The 16,754-nt window shown below is 59.9% G+C and carries 13 protein-coding genes; 6 read left to right on the forward strand and 7 right to left on the reverse strand.

Translation table 11 applies throughout. From position 1 onward, the window contains the following. Window positions 1-30: 30 nt before the first annotated feature. Window positions 31-1,653: an ATP-dependent acyl-CoA ligase gene (locus P0D96_RS30880; RefSeq protein ID WP_408181013.1), complete on the reverse strand. Its 1,623-nt coding sequence runs from the start codon at window positions 1,651-1,653 to the stop codon at window positions 31-33. An 87-nt stretch (window positions 1,654-1,740) separates the two neighbouring features. Here P0D96_RS30880 and P0D96_RS30885 point away from each other — a divergent pair, with 87 nt between their 5' ends. Continuing rightward, window positions 1,741-2,697, forward strand: a complete 957-nt coding sequence (locus P0D96_RS30885) for a LysR family transcriptional regulator (RefSeq protein ID WP_408181045.1) — start codon at window positions 1,741-1,743, stop codon at window positions 2,695-2,697. A 38-nt stretch (window positions 2,698-2,735) separates the two neighbouring features. Here P0D96_RS30885 and P0D96_RS30890 read toward each other — a convergent pair whose 3' ends face one another. Continuing rightward, window positions 2,736-3,281 (reverse strand): SRPBCC family protein, encoded by a 546-nt coding sequence (locus P0D96_RS30890; protein WP_408181012.1) that lies wholly within the window; start codon window positions 3,279-3,281, stop codon window positions 2,736-2,738. A gap of 459 nt (window positions 3,282-3,740) precedes the next feature. Here P0D96_RS30890 and P0D96_RS30895 point away from each other — a divergent pair, with 459 nt between their 5' ends. The 5 genes from P0D96_RS30895 to P0D96_RS30915 all read left to right on the forward strand — a co-directional run bounded on the left by P0D96_RS30895 (window position 3,741) and on the right by P0D96_RS30915 (window position 10,717). Beyond that, entirely contained in the window at window positions 3,741-4,862 is a 1,122-nt protein-coding gene (locus tag P0D96_RS30895; protein ID WP_408181011.1) for a YncE family protein, read from the forward strand. 393 nt (window positions 4,863-5,255) lie between these two features. Next, on the forward strand, window positions 5,256-6,923 hold the full coding sequence (locus P0D96_RS30900; protein ID WP_408317228.1) for an alkaline phosphatase family protein: 1,668 nt from the start codon (window positions 5,256-5,258) through the stop codon (window positions 6,921-6,923). 1,133 nt (window positions 6,924-8,056) lie between these two features. Further along, complete coding sequence (locus P0D96_RS30905) at window positions 8,057-8,683, forward strand: dihydrofolate reductase family protein (RefSeq protein ID WP_408181009.1); 627 nt, start codon at window positions 8,057-8,059, stop codon at window positions 8,681-8,683. A 277-nt stretch (window positions 8,684-8,960) separates the two neighbouring features. Beyond that, window positions 8,961-9,806, forward strand: a complete 846-nt coding sequence (locus P0D96_RS30910) for a DUF3667 domain-containing protein (RefSeq protein ID WP_408181008.1) — start codon at window positions 8,961-8,963, stop codon at window positions 9,804-9,806. Window positions 9,807-10,114: 308 nt separating this feature from the next. Then, window positions 10,115-10,717: a cysteine hydrolase family protein gene (locus tag P0D96_RS30915; RefSeq protein WP_408181044.1), complete on the forward strand. Its 603-nt coding sequence runs from the start codon at window positions 10,115-10,117 to the stop codon at window positions 10,715-10,717. 551 nt (window positions 10,718-11,268) lie between these two features. Here P0D96_RS30915 and P0D96_RS30920 read toward each other — a convergent pair. The 5 genes from P0D96_RS30920 to P0D96_RS30940 form a co-directional block, all read right to left on the reverse strand. Next, a complete protein-coding gene (locus tag P0D96_RS30920) occupies window positions 11,269-12,135 on the reverse strand; it encodes an SDR family oxidoreductase (protein ID WP_459252702.1) in 867 nt (288 codons plus the stop codon). 15 nt (window positions 12,136-12,150) lie between these two features. Next, entirely contained in the window at window positions 12,151-12,906 is a 756-nt protein-coding gene (locus P0D96_RS30925) for an OmpW/AlkL family protein (protein WP_408181007.1), read from the reverse strand. Between the two features lie 76 nt (window positions 12,907-12,982). Beyond that, window positions 12,983-14,773, reverse strand: coding sequence for an acyl-CoA dehydrogenase C-terminal domain-containing protein (locus P0D96_RS30930; protein WP_408317281.1), 1,791 nt, complete (start codon window positions 14,771-14,773; stop codon window positions 12,983-12,985). 15 nt (window positions 14,774-14,788) lie between these two features. After that, window positions 14,789-15,736 (reverse strand): electron transfer flavoprotein subunit alpha/FixB family protein, encoded by a 948-nt coding sequence (locus P0D96_RS30935; protein WP_408181005.1) that lies wholly within the window; start codon window positions 15,734-15,736, stop codon window positions 14,789-14,791. Window positions 15,737-15,754: 18 nt separating this feature from the next. Next, window positions 15,755-16,504, reverse strand: a complete 750-nt coding sequence (locus P0D96_RS30940) for an electron transfer flavoprotein subunit beta/FixA family protein (RefSeq protein WP_408181004.1) — start codon at window positions 16,502-16,504, stop codon at window positions 15,755-15,757. Window positions 16,505-16,754 lie beyond the last annotated feature (250 nt).

The following is a 16,754-nucleotide window of genomic DNA, read 5'->3' on the forward strand; positions in this document are numbered from 1 at the left end:
TCCATAGAACGACGGGGTGATTTGATATCGTCAGCGCTTGAGCCGGTATCCCGAGGCGTCGAGATCCCAGGTCGTCGCGGTGACACCGGTCTCGCGCAATTTGAACTTCTGGATCTTGCCGTTCTCCGTCTTCGGCAGGTCTCGCGCGAAGTCGAGATAACGTGGCACGGCGAAATACGGCAGGCGCGGTTCGCAGTAGCGAATCAGGTCGAGCGGTTCGAGCGTCTCGCCGTCGCGCAGCACGAGGGTGGCCATCACTTCATCTTCAGCGAGTGCGGACTTCACCGCGAAGACGGCCGCCGTCTCGACTGACCGATGACTCAGCAGCACTTGTTCGACTTCAAAAGAGGAAACGTTCTCGCCGCGACGGCGGATCGTGTCCTTCAGGCGGTCGACAAAACGGTAATAACCATCGGCGTCGCGCACCACGCGATCGCCCGTATGAAACCAGAGGTTGCGCCAGGCCTCTACCGTCTTCTCGGGCATCCCCAGATAGCCGCTCGCGAATGCGAACGGCGTGTCGGCACGCAGGATCAGTTCGCCCGCTTCGCCATCCGGAACCGGCTGGTCGTGTTCGTCGACGACACGGGCATCGAAACCTGCCACGAGCTTGCCCATGTGGCCGGGACGTTGCGCGTCGATCGCGCCGCTGATCACACAGTTGGTCTCCGTCGAGCCGTAGCCGTCGACCAGCGCAATGCCGCAGCGCGCCGTGAATTCCTGCTGGAAATGGCCCGGTACGCCCGGCGCCAGCGCCACGCGCACCCGATGCTCGCGCTCGCTCGCCGTGACCGGCCGGCTGAGCAGGATCGGCACCATCGCGCCGAGCACGTAGGTCACGGTGGCGCGCGTTTCGACCAACGCGTCGAAAAACCCGCTCGCCGAAAAACGCCGGTCGGCGACGAGTTCGGCATCGTGAATCAACGCCTGGAAAAAGCTGTTGAGCGCATTCGTATGAAACAGCGGCAGGCATGTGTAGAGCACGTCGCCCGCCGCGACGCCAAGGTCACGCGCGGTGTAGTGGCCCCACCAATAGAACTGCGCGTGTGGGCAGATCACTCCTTTCGACAAGCCCGAAGTCCCGGATGTGTAAAGCACCGCGAACGGATCGCCATCGGTGAGCGCGGCGGGTGTGACCGGCTCGTCTGCCGGCGGCATCGCAGTCGTAATGTACGCAGGCTTCAGCGCATCCGCTGCGGGTTCACCAATGAGCCAGATCGTTTCCAGCGGCAGATCCTGGGCGTCGAGTGCGTGAACGACATCGACGAGATGCGCTTCCGCCACGAGCAGCCGCGCGCCGCAGTTGCGCAGAATATGTTCCAGTTGCAGCCCGCGCGATGCGGTATTGATCGGCACGACCACCGCGCCGAGCCAGCCACAGCCGAGCACGATCTCCATGAATTCGACGCGGTTCCCGCACAGTAGCGCGACGCGGTCGCCGCGCCCGACTCCTTGCGCGGCGAGTGCGCCTGCGCGGCGTGCCGCGATTGCAAGAGCGTCGGAAGCCGTCCACGTGGTCGCACGGTCCGAGAACAGCGGCGCCGTGCCGTTGCGAGCAGCGCGAGCCGCCAGCAGCGCCGGCAATGTGCGATGTGCAGCACGCCCCTGGTCCGGACTGGTACGCGGTTCGACGAGGGTTTCGATAAGTCCCATGTGCTCGTGCCTCTCCTATGTATGAGGCCGAGTCTAGGTTCAGGTAGTATATCCGTCAAATTAATCAATTATGAGTGGCCCATAAATATGACTGATTTCAATAAGGTCGACCTGAACCTGCTGCGCGTGTTTCAGGTGATCCTCGAGGAACGCAGCCTCACGCGTGCCGGGCAGCAACTCGGGCTGTCCCAGCCGGCGGTCAGTTATGCCCTTGGGCGCTTGCGTGCATTGTTCGACGATCCCCTGTTCGCACGAACACCGGAGGGCATGCTGCCGACGCCGAGGGCCGAACAATTGGCCGCGCCGCTCAGCCGCGCGATTGCATCGATACGCGAGACGTTGCGTCACGGCGAACGTTTCGATCCCGCCACAAGCACGCGGGAATTTCGTCTGTCGATGTCCGATATCGGGGAACAGGTATTTCTGCCACCCATCTGCGAGAAGTTGCAACGCGTGGCGCCGCTGGTGCGGATAGCGGCTGAGCAAGTGTCGTTTGCGGATATCGAAGAGAAACTGCGCCTGGGGCAACTGGACTTTGCGATTGGCAATCTATCTGCGCTCAAACCGGTGACGAAGTCGGCTCTTCTGTTTCACGAGCAGTATGCGTGCATGACTCGCAAGCGGCCCGGGTTGCCTGCGCGTCAATTGTCGCGGCAGAAGTTTCTGGAGTTGGCGCACGTGGCCGTCGCGTCGAGTGACAGTAGCCACCTGGAGATCGACGAAGCGTTGCGGGCGCGTGGCCTGCATCGGCACATTGCGCTGCGCGTGCCGCATTTCACAGTCATTCCGCAGATCCTTCAGCGCACTGACTGGATGGTTACGTTGCCGCGCGGCGTCGCACGCGTTTTCAATGAAACGGGTCAGTTCTCGATCTATCCGCTGCCGGTGGAATTTCCAGCCATCGAGTCCTCCGTGCATTGGCATGCCACTTTCGACAACGACGAGGGCAACCGCTGGCTTCGCGAACTGGTCGTGGAGACGCTGCGCAGATCAAGTGCTGCGACTAAGGCCGAGCAAGCCGGCGATGGCGGAAGCGGAACTTGAGGATTACTCGGCCGATTGCGCTGGAATGAGCGAGGTGGCTATTGCTGCGGTGCTGCTTCCAGAAGGCTCTTCAGTCGCGAAACCGCCGTATCGGATTCCGATTGAATCCGCGCGCGCAGCACAGACCAGTTTAATATCGCGAACCATATCGACGGCGCGCGATAAGTGAATTCACGTTCGAAGCGTGTCCCGCTCGCAGTCGACGTCAGCGAGTAAGTGACAGTACCAGCCGGTCTGCCGTCAATCGTTCCTTCTATCGTCCACCTGCCCGGAGGCTCCCGTGCAGCGACTGTCCACACAACGCGGCCGCGCCTGCCGGCTACACGGAATTCCTCCGTCACTTGCTCGCCCAGATCGAGTGGATGATCAACCGAACCACTGACCGCGAGCGATGACGGATGCCAGGTGGGCCAGTGAGCCGGGGTCGTGACATAGTCGAATACGACTGTGGGAGGGCGTTGAATCGACGCAACCGTCACGATGTGCGTGTCGAGTCCGATCCGATGCGGCAATGGGATAAAGAGCAACGCGATGGTGACGAGCATGGCCAATATTGCGGTGACGAACCGTGTACGGTTTTTCATAACGCTTTGTACTCCACGCGCTCCAGACGAAGTTATTTTACTGCGGGGTCGTGGGTCAAGCGGATCGGATGCGAGCGCTGTCGTCTTGCGTCAATAAGTGACGTGCGGTCCGGCCATGCGGCGATCGAACGGCAGGGACTGGCCGCTCACCGTCTCATGCATTCGGCACAAGTCGGCGGCCGGCATGTCACCACCACCTCTATGGAAGCTTCAGATTCATTACAGGTATAGCGTCCACGTAATGTAGACCATAAATAAGTTTTACTTTCCGATTTTCCGTCGCGCCGCCATTGTGTGAGCCGGACAGCCAGTCGCGGCTATTTCTTCAGATAGCCATTTCTTAAGATTCCTTAAGAAATGGTTCGTTGCTCGTCGTCACTCGGGAGCGGGAGAAATTTTAGTACTCGGGCCGATCCCTGGACTGACGGTCAAGCCAATAAACGGAAAGGAGACGAATTGATGGAAAATCGCCTGATAGCCTTGATGTTGCTCGCTGCGGCTGCAGTGGCCGGCTGCGGAGGTGGAGACAATGTCAGCGCACCGACACCGCCAAAGCTACTGACGAACATCGCCGTGCCCAATGCTTCGAGCCCACCATTCAGTTTCGATATCGGCTACGTCGAGGCCGGCAAGTACTTTCTTACCGACCGCAATAACAAAGCAGTCGATGTCGTGGACACCCAATCGAACACGTTGATCGCACAGATCCCTGGGCCATTCATCGGTGCCGGCGCCACAACCAATGAGTCCGGTCCCGACGGAATTGTCGGGATCACCGGCACGAACACGATCTATGTCGGCGACGTCGACTCAGTCAAGGTGATCGATACGGCTGCGCAAAAGACCGTCAACACAATCGCCATCAGCAATTCCGGATCGCGCGTCGATGAGGGTTGCTACGATCCTGACGATCATCTCGTGATGTACGCGAGCCCCGGAGACTCGCCGCCGTTCGTCACATTCATTTCCACGCTGACACAAAAGGCGGTGGTAAAGCTTCCTTTCAACGGCTCGTCGGGGCTCGAAGCATGCACCTATGATCCCGTCTCGAAGAGCTTTTTGATCAACAATGACGGGACTTCTGCCAATCCCGACGGCGAACTCGATGTCATCACCGCCAGTTCCGCAGTGACGGGCAGCCCCTCTGTCAGCAAGTCGTTCCCACTAGGGAAATGCGCACCGGCGGGAATCGTGCTTGGCCCGAATAACGACGTGCTCATTGGCTGCGATCCGCCGGCTGGCGACCCGCTCATCACGCTGATCCTCGATCGTGCGAGTGGCGCAATTCAAGCCAGCTTGCCATTTGGCGGGGTGGACCAGGTCAATTACGATCCGGCTTCCAACCGCTATTTCCTGCCGGCCCGGCACTACGTCACGAACGGTACCGCTGCAGCGTCAGGTTTTAGCCCGCAGATGGGCGTGATCGATGGCGCATCACGGCAGTTGCTCTTCAAGATTCCAGTGGGCACGGGGGCGCATTCTGTCGCCATCGACAGCATGCGCGGGCAAGTGTATGTGCCATTCCAGCCCGGCGCGGCAGGATTTCCTAACGGCGGTATCTCGGTGTTCTCGAGCCGCTAGTTCTCCGATGTGGGTCATTGTCTAGCGGGCCGGATTGGATGACGATTACCGCAGACACGGTTTCAACACGAGTGAATAGGCGCTCCCACCAACGCCCCACGATCCGGTGGTTAAGGGTCTGGTGCGCCGGTGGTGGCCGTCTTTCATCGTAGCTGGAGCGGTCGTGCGCAGGCGCGTTCCATCGCAGCTCAACATTTCACTAGACCATCTATTCCTTAAGGAAACCTTAAGTAAACCTTAAGGAAGACACTTATAGCGTGGTTTCTTTTTCCCATCGCACAAGTCGCTCATGAGTTATGAATCGAAAGCGTCGATTCATCCGGACGACTCAATTCCACTGCACATTCTTTCCCGCATTACCAAATATTTCGTGGCAACCTAAAAGGACGGGAAATGAAGACGATCAGGATTGGAAAGCGTACGCAAATCGCCGTTGGCGTGGGAGTTGTCTTGCTTGCCGGACTGTACTCGGCAGGCGCAACGGCGGCCGATGAACACGATCGTGAGCATGAATCGGTGAAGCATGTGCTGCTGATTAGCTTCGATGGTTTGCATGAGCAGGACGTCGCACGCTGCGTCGGATCGAATGCATGTCCGAATCTTGCGTTGCTGGCCAAGTCGGGGACGACCTACACCAACGCGCACACGCCTGGCCTTTCGGATTCGTTCCCGGGCCTCGCGGCGCTCGTCACCGGTGGCTCGCCCAAATCCGCGGGCCTGTTCTACGACGTATCCTATGACCGCACGCTCTATGCGCCGTCCGATACCAGTTGTACAGGCAAGCAAGGCTGGAATGTCGTATTCGACGAGACTACTGGCATCGACGGCGAGAACGGCGGCGCACTGACGCACCTCGACGGCGGTGGCGCGTTCAATCCGCAGGCCATCCCGCATGCTTTGCTCAATGGTGTCTGTACGCCCGTCTATCCGCACAATTATGTGAAGACCAACACGATCTTCGAAGTGGTCAAACACAACGTGAAGGGCGCTCGCACTGCCTGGGCAGACAAACATGCATGGGGCTACGACTGGCTCAATGGACCGTCTGGCAAAGGCGTCGACGATCTTTCGCGCACCGAGATCAATTCGATTGATCCGGCCACCAACACGAACTACACCGACGTCTACACGCACACGGAACAGTTCGACAATTTCCACGTGCAGTCGCTGATCAATGAAATTGACGGCAAGGATTCGACAGGCCAATCCAACGCCGACGTACCCACGGTGTTTGGGACCAACTTCCAGACTTTGAGCGTCGCCCAGAAGGCAACGGTCGCGACTGGCGGCGGCTATCTGGATGCGAGTTTCACGCCGGGTCCGCAGGTCACCAACGCGATTGCTTATCTGGACAACGCCTTGGGTCGCATCGTATCCGAACTGAAGCAGCGCAACCTCTATTCGTCGACGGCAATCATCGTCACGGCGAAGCACGGGCAGTCCCCGACCGACCATTCGAAGCTCGTGAAGAACGGCGATACGCTCTCGAAACTGCTTGAAGCAAACAACTATCTGGACCCGAACGGCAACTTCGGGCAGAACAGTACGAAGAGCGGCAACCTCAATGACGGAACGGGGCTCGTGGGTACGGGTTTCGTGCAGACCGATGACGTCGGTCTGATCTGGTTGCGCGATCAAAGCCAACTGCCTGTTGTCGTGAAGACCTTGAAAGACAACCTGAGCTGCAACGCACCCGGCATTTGTGCGGACGGCCCGCAGGCGTACATTCTGTATGGCCCGCAACTGGCAGGCCGGTTCGGCGATCCGGCACGCGGACGCACACCTGACATCGTCGTCCAGCCGAACCCGGGGGTCATCTATACATCGAGTACGGCCAAGGACGAAGAGCACGGCGGCAACGCTCCCGACGACAGCCATCTCGGTCTCGTGATCTACGTGCCTCACGGCCATCACGCTGGGCGGACGAACGACGAGCGTGTGCTGACCACGCAGGTTGCGCCGACGATCCTGCGTTTGCTCGATCTGGAGCCTGATCTGCTGCACTCGGTCGCTATTGAAGGAACGCGTGCGCTGCCGGAGTTCGATCGCGAGCGCTTTTAGGCGAACGGCTGTGCTGTGCCGCTAGTGGATCACGGCACTTGGGCGATGCGATTCTTTGGAACGTATAGCGGTCCTGTATCGTGTCGTCGGTAGATTGTGGCCGGCCTGGAGACCTCCCTGGCCGGCCATTCAATTGGGCGGGCAACAATGGTCAGGACGAAGCGCCGATCGGCGTAGAAGCAACGGTTCAGTCGCGGAGTACCAGCGAACTGGCGCTCCGCGAACAAGCTGATCAACCACCGCGATACATCGGGTTGATGCTATCCCCCGGGGCACGCCGACCGGATTGCGACTTGCCCGATTCGCTACCGCCGACGCCACCGTGGCTCCCGTCAACTACGCTGCCGTGGCCTTCTGCCGTCGCCTTCGTGTGAGCGGTTTGACTGCGGTGCGATACTGACGCACCGACATCGCTTCGATAGGAGGAAGTCTGATCGTCTCCGCCCGCGAAGGCGGGTGCAACCAGCAATGCGGAGCTTGCGACTAACAGAGCGGCGATAGGTCTCGCTTTCATGACGACTCCAATGAGCTTGTTGGACCGTCGAACGCACCCGGATCAGGTCCATAGCGGCGCGCTATGGTCAACGTGGATGGGTCGACATGTCGGACTTTGCCGCGCGCTAACAAAGTGGCTCAAACGAACAACAGGTTCTCGGAATCTGAGCAATGCATGCTGATGCCGTGGCGGTAGCACCAAACTGTCCGTCGTTGTGCCCACCGCTATAAATGCATGGGTTGTGCCAAGCCTGATTCGCTCATCTTCCGAGCGTCCCTAACTGCCTGAAAACAAACAATGTTGACCTCGACCACTCGGGCGTTTGCAGCTGGATCTAGCAGCGACGACGTCTGGCTATAGACAACGTTTTTCGAGCGTCTGTGTGCGGTCACCCAACACAAAGTCCGTGCACTCAAGCGACGAGTGGCTCTGGACGAACCAAGCGGAGATCGTGTAGGAGGTCCGCTCAGGTGAGGGTTAACATTGATTCAAGCCGACGCCGCTTCGCGGCACTGCTCAATTCAGCGTTAGGCTTGGCGCGGCCAGCGCGTGTTGACTGCTGGGCTGGTTGTCGATCCACATGCGATTCGTTCGTCGTATCTACGGACCGACCGGGTCCGTCGACTTCGAGGACATTATGCGCAAGCTCACTGTTTCCGCTTTCATCAGTCTGGATGGTGTAATTCAAGCCCCTGGCGGGCCTGGAGAAGACCCCAGCGGCGATTTCCGCCTTGGTGGCTGGATCGTTCCTTATGCTGACGAAGCCATCGGCCAAAACTTGCAAGACCTGCTCTCGCAGCCGTTCGAGTTGCTGTTGGGGCGTTGCACCTACGACATATTCGCGGCGTATTGGCCGCGTGTACCGGCCGATTCAAGCAGCCGCACCATCGCTGATCCGTTCAACCGCGTACCTAAGTACGTAGCCACACATCGATCCGGCACCCTTGACTGGCAGAACAGTCATGCGCTGGAGGGCGACCTTGCCGACGCGATACGCGCGCTTAAACTTCAGGACGGCGCCAATCTATTGACGTTTGGCAGCAGCGACATGGTGCGCCAACTGCTCGTAGCCGGCTTGGTGGACGAGCTTTGGCTTGTGATTTATCCCATCATACTTGGGCGCGGCAAGCGCTTGTTCGGCGACGACGCACTAGCGTCTGCCTTCACTCTGGCGCACTCGGCCAGCACGCCTGGCGGCGTGCTGATTACCCGCTACGTGCGCGACGGCGAGGTGTGCACAGGAACGTTCGAAGAAGTCAATTGACACTCACTGCAGTAAGAACATGCAATCTTGCACACTCTCCCGCGGCACGAATTGCAGCCTGACAAATCATTCAAGCCGAACCCGTTTCACGGGTCGGCTTTATTCGGGCGTTAGCGCCTTGATGCCCGCTTCTGGGCCGGGCACTGACGCGCATGAGTGTGATCCGGGTCTCGAAAGGCGCAAACTCTGGTGAGGTGCGCAGCTTTGCGCAGATGATAGGCCGCCGCGCTCGCAACCGGCTGTATCAGTATGTGCGAGCGGTCCAAGGGAGAAAGTCATGTCTTCGATCGAACCCTGGACATGTCCGACGTGTGCCAATCACGTCACCACGCCTTTCTGTCCGCAGTGCGGCGAGAGCCCACTTCGGCCGCCCGACCTTACGCTGCGTGCGATCGGCGCGAAGGTCCTGCACGCGGCGACAAGCATCGATGGGCGCCTGATTAGCACGATGTGGGTCCTGCTACGCCACCCAGGCGAGTTGACCGTCGCGCATCTGAATGGAAAGCGGATGCCTTATGTGCCCCCGTTCCAGCTGTTTCTCATCGCGAACGCCTTCTTCTTTGCGATGCAGTCGCTTACCGATACCCAGATCTTCGGCTCGACTCTGGAGTCGCACCTCCATCACCAGGACTGGAGTTCGCTCGCGCAGTCGTTGGTGGCGGAACGCGTCGCAAAACTGGGAACGAGCCTGCGCCAGTACACGACCACTTTCGACCGTGCGGCAGTGCTCAATGCCAAGTCACTGATCATTCTCATGGTCGTTCCGTTCACTTTGTTGTTGTGGATGACCTCTCTGCGGGCACGCAAGCCGTTTGTTGCCTTCGTCTATTTCTCACTCCATCTCTATACGTTCTTGTTGTTGCTGTTCTCGCTCGCGCTAGCCATCGCGGCCATTGAGGTCCGTCTGGGTGGTCTTGGGCTCGATTCACCCAATGTCGACAACATTCTTTCGATCATCAATCTTGGACTCTGCGGCGGCTATTTGTTTTTCGCGTTGAAACCCGTCTTCGGTTCTCACGGTATAACGCGCCTCGTCAAGGCGGCGACGATGACGCTGATGGCTGGCCTGATCGTTCTTGGCTATCGATTCGCGATCTTTCTGATCACGTTATATACGGCATGACGGTTGAACATTTTTGCACGCTGCGTTTTCCAGACAACGCCGTATACACCACCGCAAGGAGCCAACCTGTCCTCGACACTGGACAGGTGGTCGGAAAACTTTCTCAGCCAAGCCAGGATGGATAAGGCGCAACCAGACGCTCGAACGATTCGCCATTGGCTGAATCGGCCAACGCCACCACGCTTCGTTTCTCGAAACTTCGCTTCAAGGTGCTCGTGGTAGAGTCGAGCATCTTTCTTTATCGCGTAGCCCTTATGTCGCCACGCATTCAATCTGGACCCGACGATCCGGGAGTTCATCAACAGGACATGGGAAGCGCCGCCGCGGCGCAAAGCTTGAACATGCAGATTCCAGCGATCGTTCCAGCGCAAACCGCTCTAGTGGTCATGCATTACCAGACCGACATCCTGGGGCTATTTCCATCGGTCGCACCCACGCTGCTCGCCAATACACGCAAACTGTGTGACGCCGCGCGGGCCAAAAGTGTCAGCGTCTATTTCGCCAACATCCACTTTAGTCCAGGGTATCCGGAAGTCGGTCCGTTGAACAAAAACGGGCAGGGAATCAAGCAACTGGGTCTTTTCATCGACGACGAGATCGCGCCGGAACTCGGCCAGCAGGCCACTGAACCGCTCATCATCGCGCATCGTGCAAGCGTGTTCTTTGGTACCGACCTGCAGGCGCGGCTTTCCGCGCAGGGGATCGATACGCTGCTCATGGTGGGCATAGCGTCGACCGGTGTCGTGCTGTCGTCGGTTGCGTACGCGAGCGATGCGGACTTCCGCTTATTCACGGTCAAGGATTGCTGCTACGACCCGGATCAGGTCGTGCATGATCATCTTTTTTCAACGGCGTTCGATTCGCGCACGACGGTGCTCTCGCTCGCTGATGCCTTGTCGTTACTTGCCTAACAGTGCCGGCTTCAAGAAAACAGCGGTAAAGATTCAACTGCCGTTTGCCGCCGACGCCGCGAAGCCGTGGATCGACTGCTTCGAGAGGGAGTTTGCTCGCCGACCGAGCCGAGTCGTTTGTTGAGATCCGACAGGGCTTTGCAGACAGACGTGCGATCGGGCATTCCGGCCAATGCCAGTTCAAGCCGGTTCAGCAATTCCGGCAGACTCGATTCCCCAGTCATCTTTCCTGCGAACTTCCGCTTCCGCATAAGACCACTCCCTGATTCGGCAGACGCTGCACGCCAACGTCACCATACATCTTCAAGATCCAGCGACATCTGTTGCTTCGTGTTTACGCCAGCAGATCCGTCGGATGCCTCTCCCTTTGGCAATGCCGGTTTTAACACATCAAGATGAAAAATCACGTCGGCTGATCGCAATGCATGCCAGTGACGGCGAACGGCACCTCATGCTACCAGGTTGGCAGGCACGCGTCCAGGCAGGTCCGGGAAGCTCGACCTCCAGAAAGGCGTCATCATCTGCCGGGGTTTTCGAAGTCCAGCCTCATTTCATCTCGCTTGCGTGCGCAGCATCTGTTCCGCGCCTATGTTGAACAGCGCCGAACCGGCCAGGTTCTGGCCGCCATCGCAAACCATCACGCAGCCCGAAATATAGGAAGCGAGCGGCGAAGCGAGGAAAACCGCGCTCTGGCCGATGTCATCCACCGTGCCCATGCGCCGCAGCGGAATGGCGTTCACGAACTCTTCGTATCGCTCCGCGCTCAACAGCCGCTTCATGCCTTCGGTCCCCTCGATGGGTCCGGGGACGATGCTGTTCGTGCGAATACCATAGCGCCCCCACTCCAGCGCCAGGTTTCTCATCAACATATCGATGCCCGCCTTGGCGGCACCCACATGCACCTGGAAGGCGTGCGGCATGTACGCCATGCCTGCGGAAATGTAGATGATGGCGCCCTGTGTCTCCTTCAACTGCTCGAAGGCCGCCCGTGAGGCGTTGAAGGCTCCAAGCAGATCAATATCGATGACAGTCTTGAAGCCGTTGGCGGAGAGCTTCTCCGCCGGGGCCAGGAAATTGCCGGCCGCGCCGCAGACCAGCACGTCCATGGGACCCAATTCCGCCCTGCTCCTCGCGAAGGCCGCTTCCAGCGCGGCGAAATCACGCACGTCGGCAACGATAGGGCAAACCGTGGCGCCGAGTGCGCGCAGTTCCGTCGCAGCCGTATCCAGCTTTTCCTGAGTGCGGCCGCAGATGGCCACCTGGGCGCCCAAGGCGGCGAAGTTCTTCGCCACGCCGAGATTGATGCCGCTGCTGCCACCGGTGACGAAAACGGTTTTGCCTGCGAACAGGTCGTTCGACAGGTATCGAGTGACTAGCATGCTTCCCTCCTGGTTATACGCCCTCGTACCGAAGGGCATCACTGAACAATTCGGCTAGAACCGGTAGCCGATCCCCACGAAACCGATCCACGGATTCGCCGTAATGCGCGTCCTGTTGGTCAGCACGGTTTGCCCGTTGGCCGCGACAGCAGTGATCGTCGCATTCGTCTTGAGCGGCATATACGTCACCGATGCGGTGGCGTACCAGTTCTTGCTTAAGTTATAGGAGACGCCCGCATTGAATGCCGGATTCCATGACGGACTGAGCGATGCCTTAACGTCCCCCCCAGGCCCGGCGACCGTGTGCAACGCACCATTGAATGTCGGATTGAGCTGGACCGCCGTGTACCAGGTGTAGTTGACACCCACACCGAGGAAAGGACGCACCTTCGCCTGCGCCGCGCCAAAGTAGTACTTGAGGAAAAGAATCGGCGGCCACGCTCTGGTTGTCGCGAGCGGTTGCAGATTGCCCAGTCCGAGGGAGGGACCACCGGGACCGAACGGCGTCACCGTACCCTGCGCGTAGAGTTTGAGCTTCGGCGGCACGCCGGTCGCCAGATCGATCGCGATGTTGTCCGTGATGAAATACGTGAACGCCGTCTCGACCGTCCAGGTATTGTGTATCTGGCCAGTCGTCCCCGATGAGGTGAAGGTGCCTGCCGCCGAAGTGCTTTGCAATGGCGTTGCCGACGACATGCCATAGTCAATCCATGTGCCGCCGCCAGTCGCGATGAAACTACCCGCACTTTGGGCCAGTGCGCCGGCGCACATTACCCCTGTCAATAAGGGCAGATACCTGACTTTCTTCACCTTTTCCTCGATTTTATATTTTGCATGACGAATTAATATCGTCTTATGACTTCTTAAACTCGTTTGAAAATCGGGATCAGAATTGTTCGATGGCGATATCCGACGCGCTGGATGCGCCTGAGCGGAGCATCTCCAGATGCGAATTCGCTTTGGGCAGTATCTTGTCCGCATAAAACCGTACCGTCGCGATCTTCGCTTCGTGGAACGCCGGATCTTCGCCCGCAGCGCATTTTCTCGATGCGGCCAGCGCGGCGCGCGCCATCTGCCATCCGCCGCACACATAGCCGGTGAGCATCAGATAGTCGAATGAACTGGCCAATGCTTCGTCCACGTCTTTCGCCAGGGCTCGAAGCATCCACCCGGTCGCGTCCTCCAACGCCTGCACGCCGGTGGCCACCGCCGCGCCGACCGGGAAAAGGCGCCTATCCGTGCTGCGCTCCAGTTCAAGCGCGAGCTCGCGCATCTCCGCAATCAGTTCAGCCATTGCCGCCCCTTGGTCCGTGGCGAGCTTGCGGCCCACAAGGTCTGCTGCCTGGATGCCCGTCGTACCCTCGTAGATGGTTGAAATGCGAGCGTCGCGCAGGTACTGGCACGCGCCGGTCTCTTCGATGTAGCCCATCCCGCCGTGCACCTGTACGCCGAGTGATGCGATCTCCTGACCCAGTTCAGTGCACCAACCCTTCAGGACCGGAATCAGCAGATCGACACGGGTCTGATAGCGGTTGCGTTCGCCGGCGTCCGGGTGCCGGTGCGCGTAATCCGCATTGGCCGCCATCACATAGGCGAAGCCTCGCATCGCTTCCACCTGAGCTTTCATCGTCAGCAACATGCGCCGCACGTCCGGATGCTGAATGATCGCCACTGCAGTGCTCGACTTGCTTGCGGCCGGCTTGCCCTGAATGCGCTCTTTCGCGTATTCCCGCGCCTGTTGATACGCGCGCTCGGCCATCGCGAGCCCTTGAATGCCGACCTTCTGGCGGGCCTCGTTCATCATCGTGAACATATGCGCGAGGCCCTTGTTTTCCTGCCCGACCAGATAGCCGATCGCGCCATTCTGATCGCCGAAACTCATCACGCAGGTCGGACTCGCGTGAATGCCGAGCTTATGTTCGAGGGACACGCAGTGCACATCGTTGCGTTGTCCCAGCGAGCCGTCGGCGTTCACGAGAAACTTGGGCACCAGGAAAAGCGAAATGCCGCGCACGCCTTCGGGCGCATCGGGCGTGCGCGCCAGCACGAGATGGATGACATTGCCGGTCATGTCATGATCGCCCCACGTGATGAAGATCTTCTGGCCATACAGGCGATAGTGATCTCCCTCAGGAACGGCTTTCGTACGAACGGCCGCAAGGTCCGAACCGGCTTGCGACTCGGTCAGATTCATCGTGCCGGTCCACTCGCCGCCAATCAGGTTCGGCAAGTAGCGGGCCTTGAGTTCCTGTGAGCCGTGCAGTCGCAATGCCTCAGTGGCACCCGCCGTCAACAGCGGGCACAGGGCGAAGGACATGTTGGCGGAGTTCCACATCTCCACGGTCGCCGCATGCAGCAGTTCGGGCAGACCTTGACCGCCGTAATCGGGATCGCCACTGAGCCCGTTCCAGCCTCCCTCGACGAATTGCTGGTAGGCCGCCCCGAATCCGTCTGCCGCAATGACGCCATCGCGGGTCAGGCGCGCACCCTGCTCGTCGCCGGTCTTGTTGAGCGGCGCAAGCACTTCGGTGGCGAACTTTGCGGCCTCCTCGAGCACTGCGCCGGCGAGTTCCGGCGTCGCGTCCTCAAGGGCCGGTAGCGACGATAAAGCGTCGAGGCCGGCCAACTCGTTCATTACGAAATGCATGTCGCGCAACGGCGCAATATAGGTGGTCATCATTTACTCCTGGAATCAGTTCTGTTGCTGCTTGTCCAGTTCACGCGACAACTCCGGCAGCACCTTGAAGAGGTCGCCGACGAGGCCGTAGTCCGCAATCTGGAAGATGGGTGCTTCTTCGTCCTTGTTGATCGCCACGATCACCTTCGAGTCCTTCATGCCGGCCAGATGCTGGATCGCGCCCGATATGCCCACCGCGATATAGAGCTGCGGAGCGATGACCTTGCCGGTCTGTCCCACCTGATAGTCATTGGGCACGAAACCGGCATCCACCGCGGCACGGGATGCGCCGACCGCCGCGCCGAGCCGGTCAGCGATCTCGTCGAGGAGCGCAAAGCTCTCGCTGGAACCCATGCCTCTGCCGCCCGAGATGACGCGCTGCGCGGCGGTGAGTTCAGGACGTTCGGAGCGGGTCAGTTGCTGGCTCACGAAGCGGGAAGTCGAAACCTGCGCGGCCGGCGCGACCGATTCGATCACCGCGGCGCCCCCTTCGGCCGGCGCCGCCGCGAAAGCCGTGGTCCGAACCGTCAGGACCTTGATGCGATCCGCGCTTCGCACCGTAGCCAGCACGTTCCCCGCGTAGATGGGACGCACGAACGTATCCGCCGACTCCACCGCCACGATTTCCGAGACCTGCGCGACGTCGAGCAGCGCTGCGACGCACGGCATCACGTTCTTCGCCGAAGTGGTGGCGGGCGCGAACAGGTGGCTGTAGCCCGGAGCCAGTCCGACAATGAGCGCGGCCAGGTTCTCCGCCAACGCGTGCTCGTAGTGCGCAGCGTCGGCCACGCGCACGCGGGCCACGCCTGCGATGCTGGCCGCCTGCTCCGCGACTCTCCCGCATTGAGAACCCGCCACGAGCACATGAATTTCGTCGCCGAGGCGGGCGGCAGCGGTGATGGCGCTCAAGGTTGCTGCCTTGAGCGTTTGATTGTCGTGTTCTGCAACAACGAGTACGGACATGTTTGTCTCCTCTTTTCTCTAGATCACACGCGCAACGTTCTTCAGCTTTTCCACCAACTCGGCGGCGTCGGTGACGCGGATGCCCGCCTCGCGTTTCGCGGGCTCCCCCAGCTTGAGCGTCGTCAGCCTCGGCGTGACGTCGACACCAAGGGCATCGGGCGTCACGACATCGAGAGGCTTTTTCTTCGCCTTCATGATGTTGGGCAGCGTTGCGTAGCGCGGCGTGTTGAGCCGGAGATCGGCGGTGATCACAGCAGGCAGATCGACCTCGATCGTTTCCAGCCCGCCGTCGATCTCGCGCGTCACCGTCGCCTTCCCGGCTTCCACGACCACCTTCGATGCGAACGTGGCCTGCGGCAAGCCGAGCAGCGCAGCGAGCATCTGGCCGACCTGGTTGGCGTCGTCGTCGATGGCCTGTTTGCCGAGCATCACCAGTTGCGGCTGCTCCTTGTCGACCAGCGCCTTCAGCAGCTTGGCTACGGCGAGCGGCTGCAATTCGGCCTCGGCCTCGACCAGGATGGCGCGGTCGGCGCCGATCGCCATCGCAGTGCGCAGCGTTTCCTGGCACGCCTGCACGCCGCAAGAGACCACGACCACCTCCGTGGCTGCACCGGCTTCTTTGAGCCGCACGGCCTCCTCCACGGCAATCTCGTCGAACGGGTTCATCGACAGCTTCACGTTGGCGATGTCGACGGCACTACCGTCGGCCTTCACACGAACCCTCACATTGGCGTCGACGACGCGCTTGACGGGAACAAGTACTTTCATTGGCTACTCCGTTTGACAAAAACGCTCCGCCCGTCCGGCCAGGAGCCGGTCGATTCAGGTGCATGGAGGCACGGTCCGTCGATTCGATCTCGACTACGCGTGCGCGGTATTCGGTAGCTGCCCAGATTGCGTTCATGCGCATGGGACGGAGACGGACCACGTTTGTGCGTTGCAACGTGGTTCATGCGGTTGACATGTCTCCTCCCTGGAGGTGGTTGGGCGTATCATTTCCTCGGCGACGCACCGGTCC

The organism is Paraburkholderia sp. RL17-347-BIC-D, from assembly GCF_046027915.1.
GTDB lineage: Bacteria > Pseudomonadota > Gammaproteobacteria > Burkholderiales > Burkholderiaceae > Paraburkholderia.

Excerpts from the sequence above, each read along its gene's own strand:
- P0D96_RS30880 (WP_408181013.1), bottom strand. The coding sequence starts at position 1,653 with ATGGGACTTATCGAAACCCTCGTCGAACCGCGTACCAGTCCGGACCAG.
- P0D96_RS30885 (WP_408181045.1), top strand. The coding sequence starts at position 1,741 with ATGACTGATTTCAATAAGGTCGACCTGAACCTGCTGCGCGTGTTTCAG.
- P0D96_RS30890 (WP_408181012.1), bottom strand. The coding sequence starts at position 3,281 with ATGAAAAACCGTACACGGTTCGTCACCGCAATATTGGCCATGCTCGTC.
- P0D96_RS30895 (WP_408181011.1), top strand. The coding sequence starts at position 3,741 with ATGGAAAATCGCCTGATAGCCTTGATGTTGCTCGCTGCGGCTGCAGTG.
- P0D96_RS30900 (WP_408317228.1), top strand. The coding sequence starts at position 5,256 with ATGAAGACGATCAGGATTGGAAAGCGTACGCAAATCGCCGTTGGCGTG.
- P0D96_RS30905 (WP_408181009.1), top strand. The coding sequence starts at position 8,057 with ATGCGCAAGCTCACTGTTTCCGCTTTCATCAGTCTGGATGGTGTAATT.
- P0D96_RS30910 (WP_408181008.1), top strand. The coding sequence starts at position 8,961 with ATGTCTTCGATCGAACCCTGGACATGTCCGACGTGTGCCAATCACGTC.
- P0D96_RS30915 (WP_408181044.1), top strand. The coding sequence starts at position 10,115 with ATGGGAAGCGCCGCCGCGGCGCAAAGCTTGAACATGCAGATTCCAGCG.
- P0D96_RS30920 (WP_459252702.1), bottom strand. The coding sequence starts at position 12,135 with ATGCCCTTCGGTACGAGGGCGTATAACCAGGAGGGAAGCATGCTAGTC.
- P0D96_RS30930 (WP_408317281.1), bottom strand. The coding sequence starts at position 14,773 with ATGACCACCTATATTGCGCCGTTGCGCGACATGCATTTCGTAATGAAC.
- P0D96_RS30935 (WP_408181005.1), bottom strand. The coding sequence starts at position 15,736 with ATGTCCGTACTCGTTGTTGCAGAACACGACAATCAAACGCTCAAGGCA.
- P0D96_RS30940 (WP_408181004.1), bottom strand. The coding sequence starts at position 16,504 with ATGAAAGTACTTGTTCCCGTCAAGCGCGTCGTCGACGCCAATGTGAGG.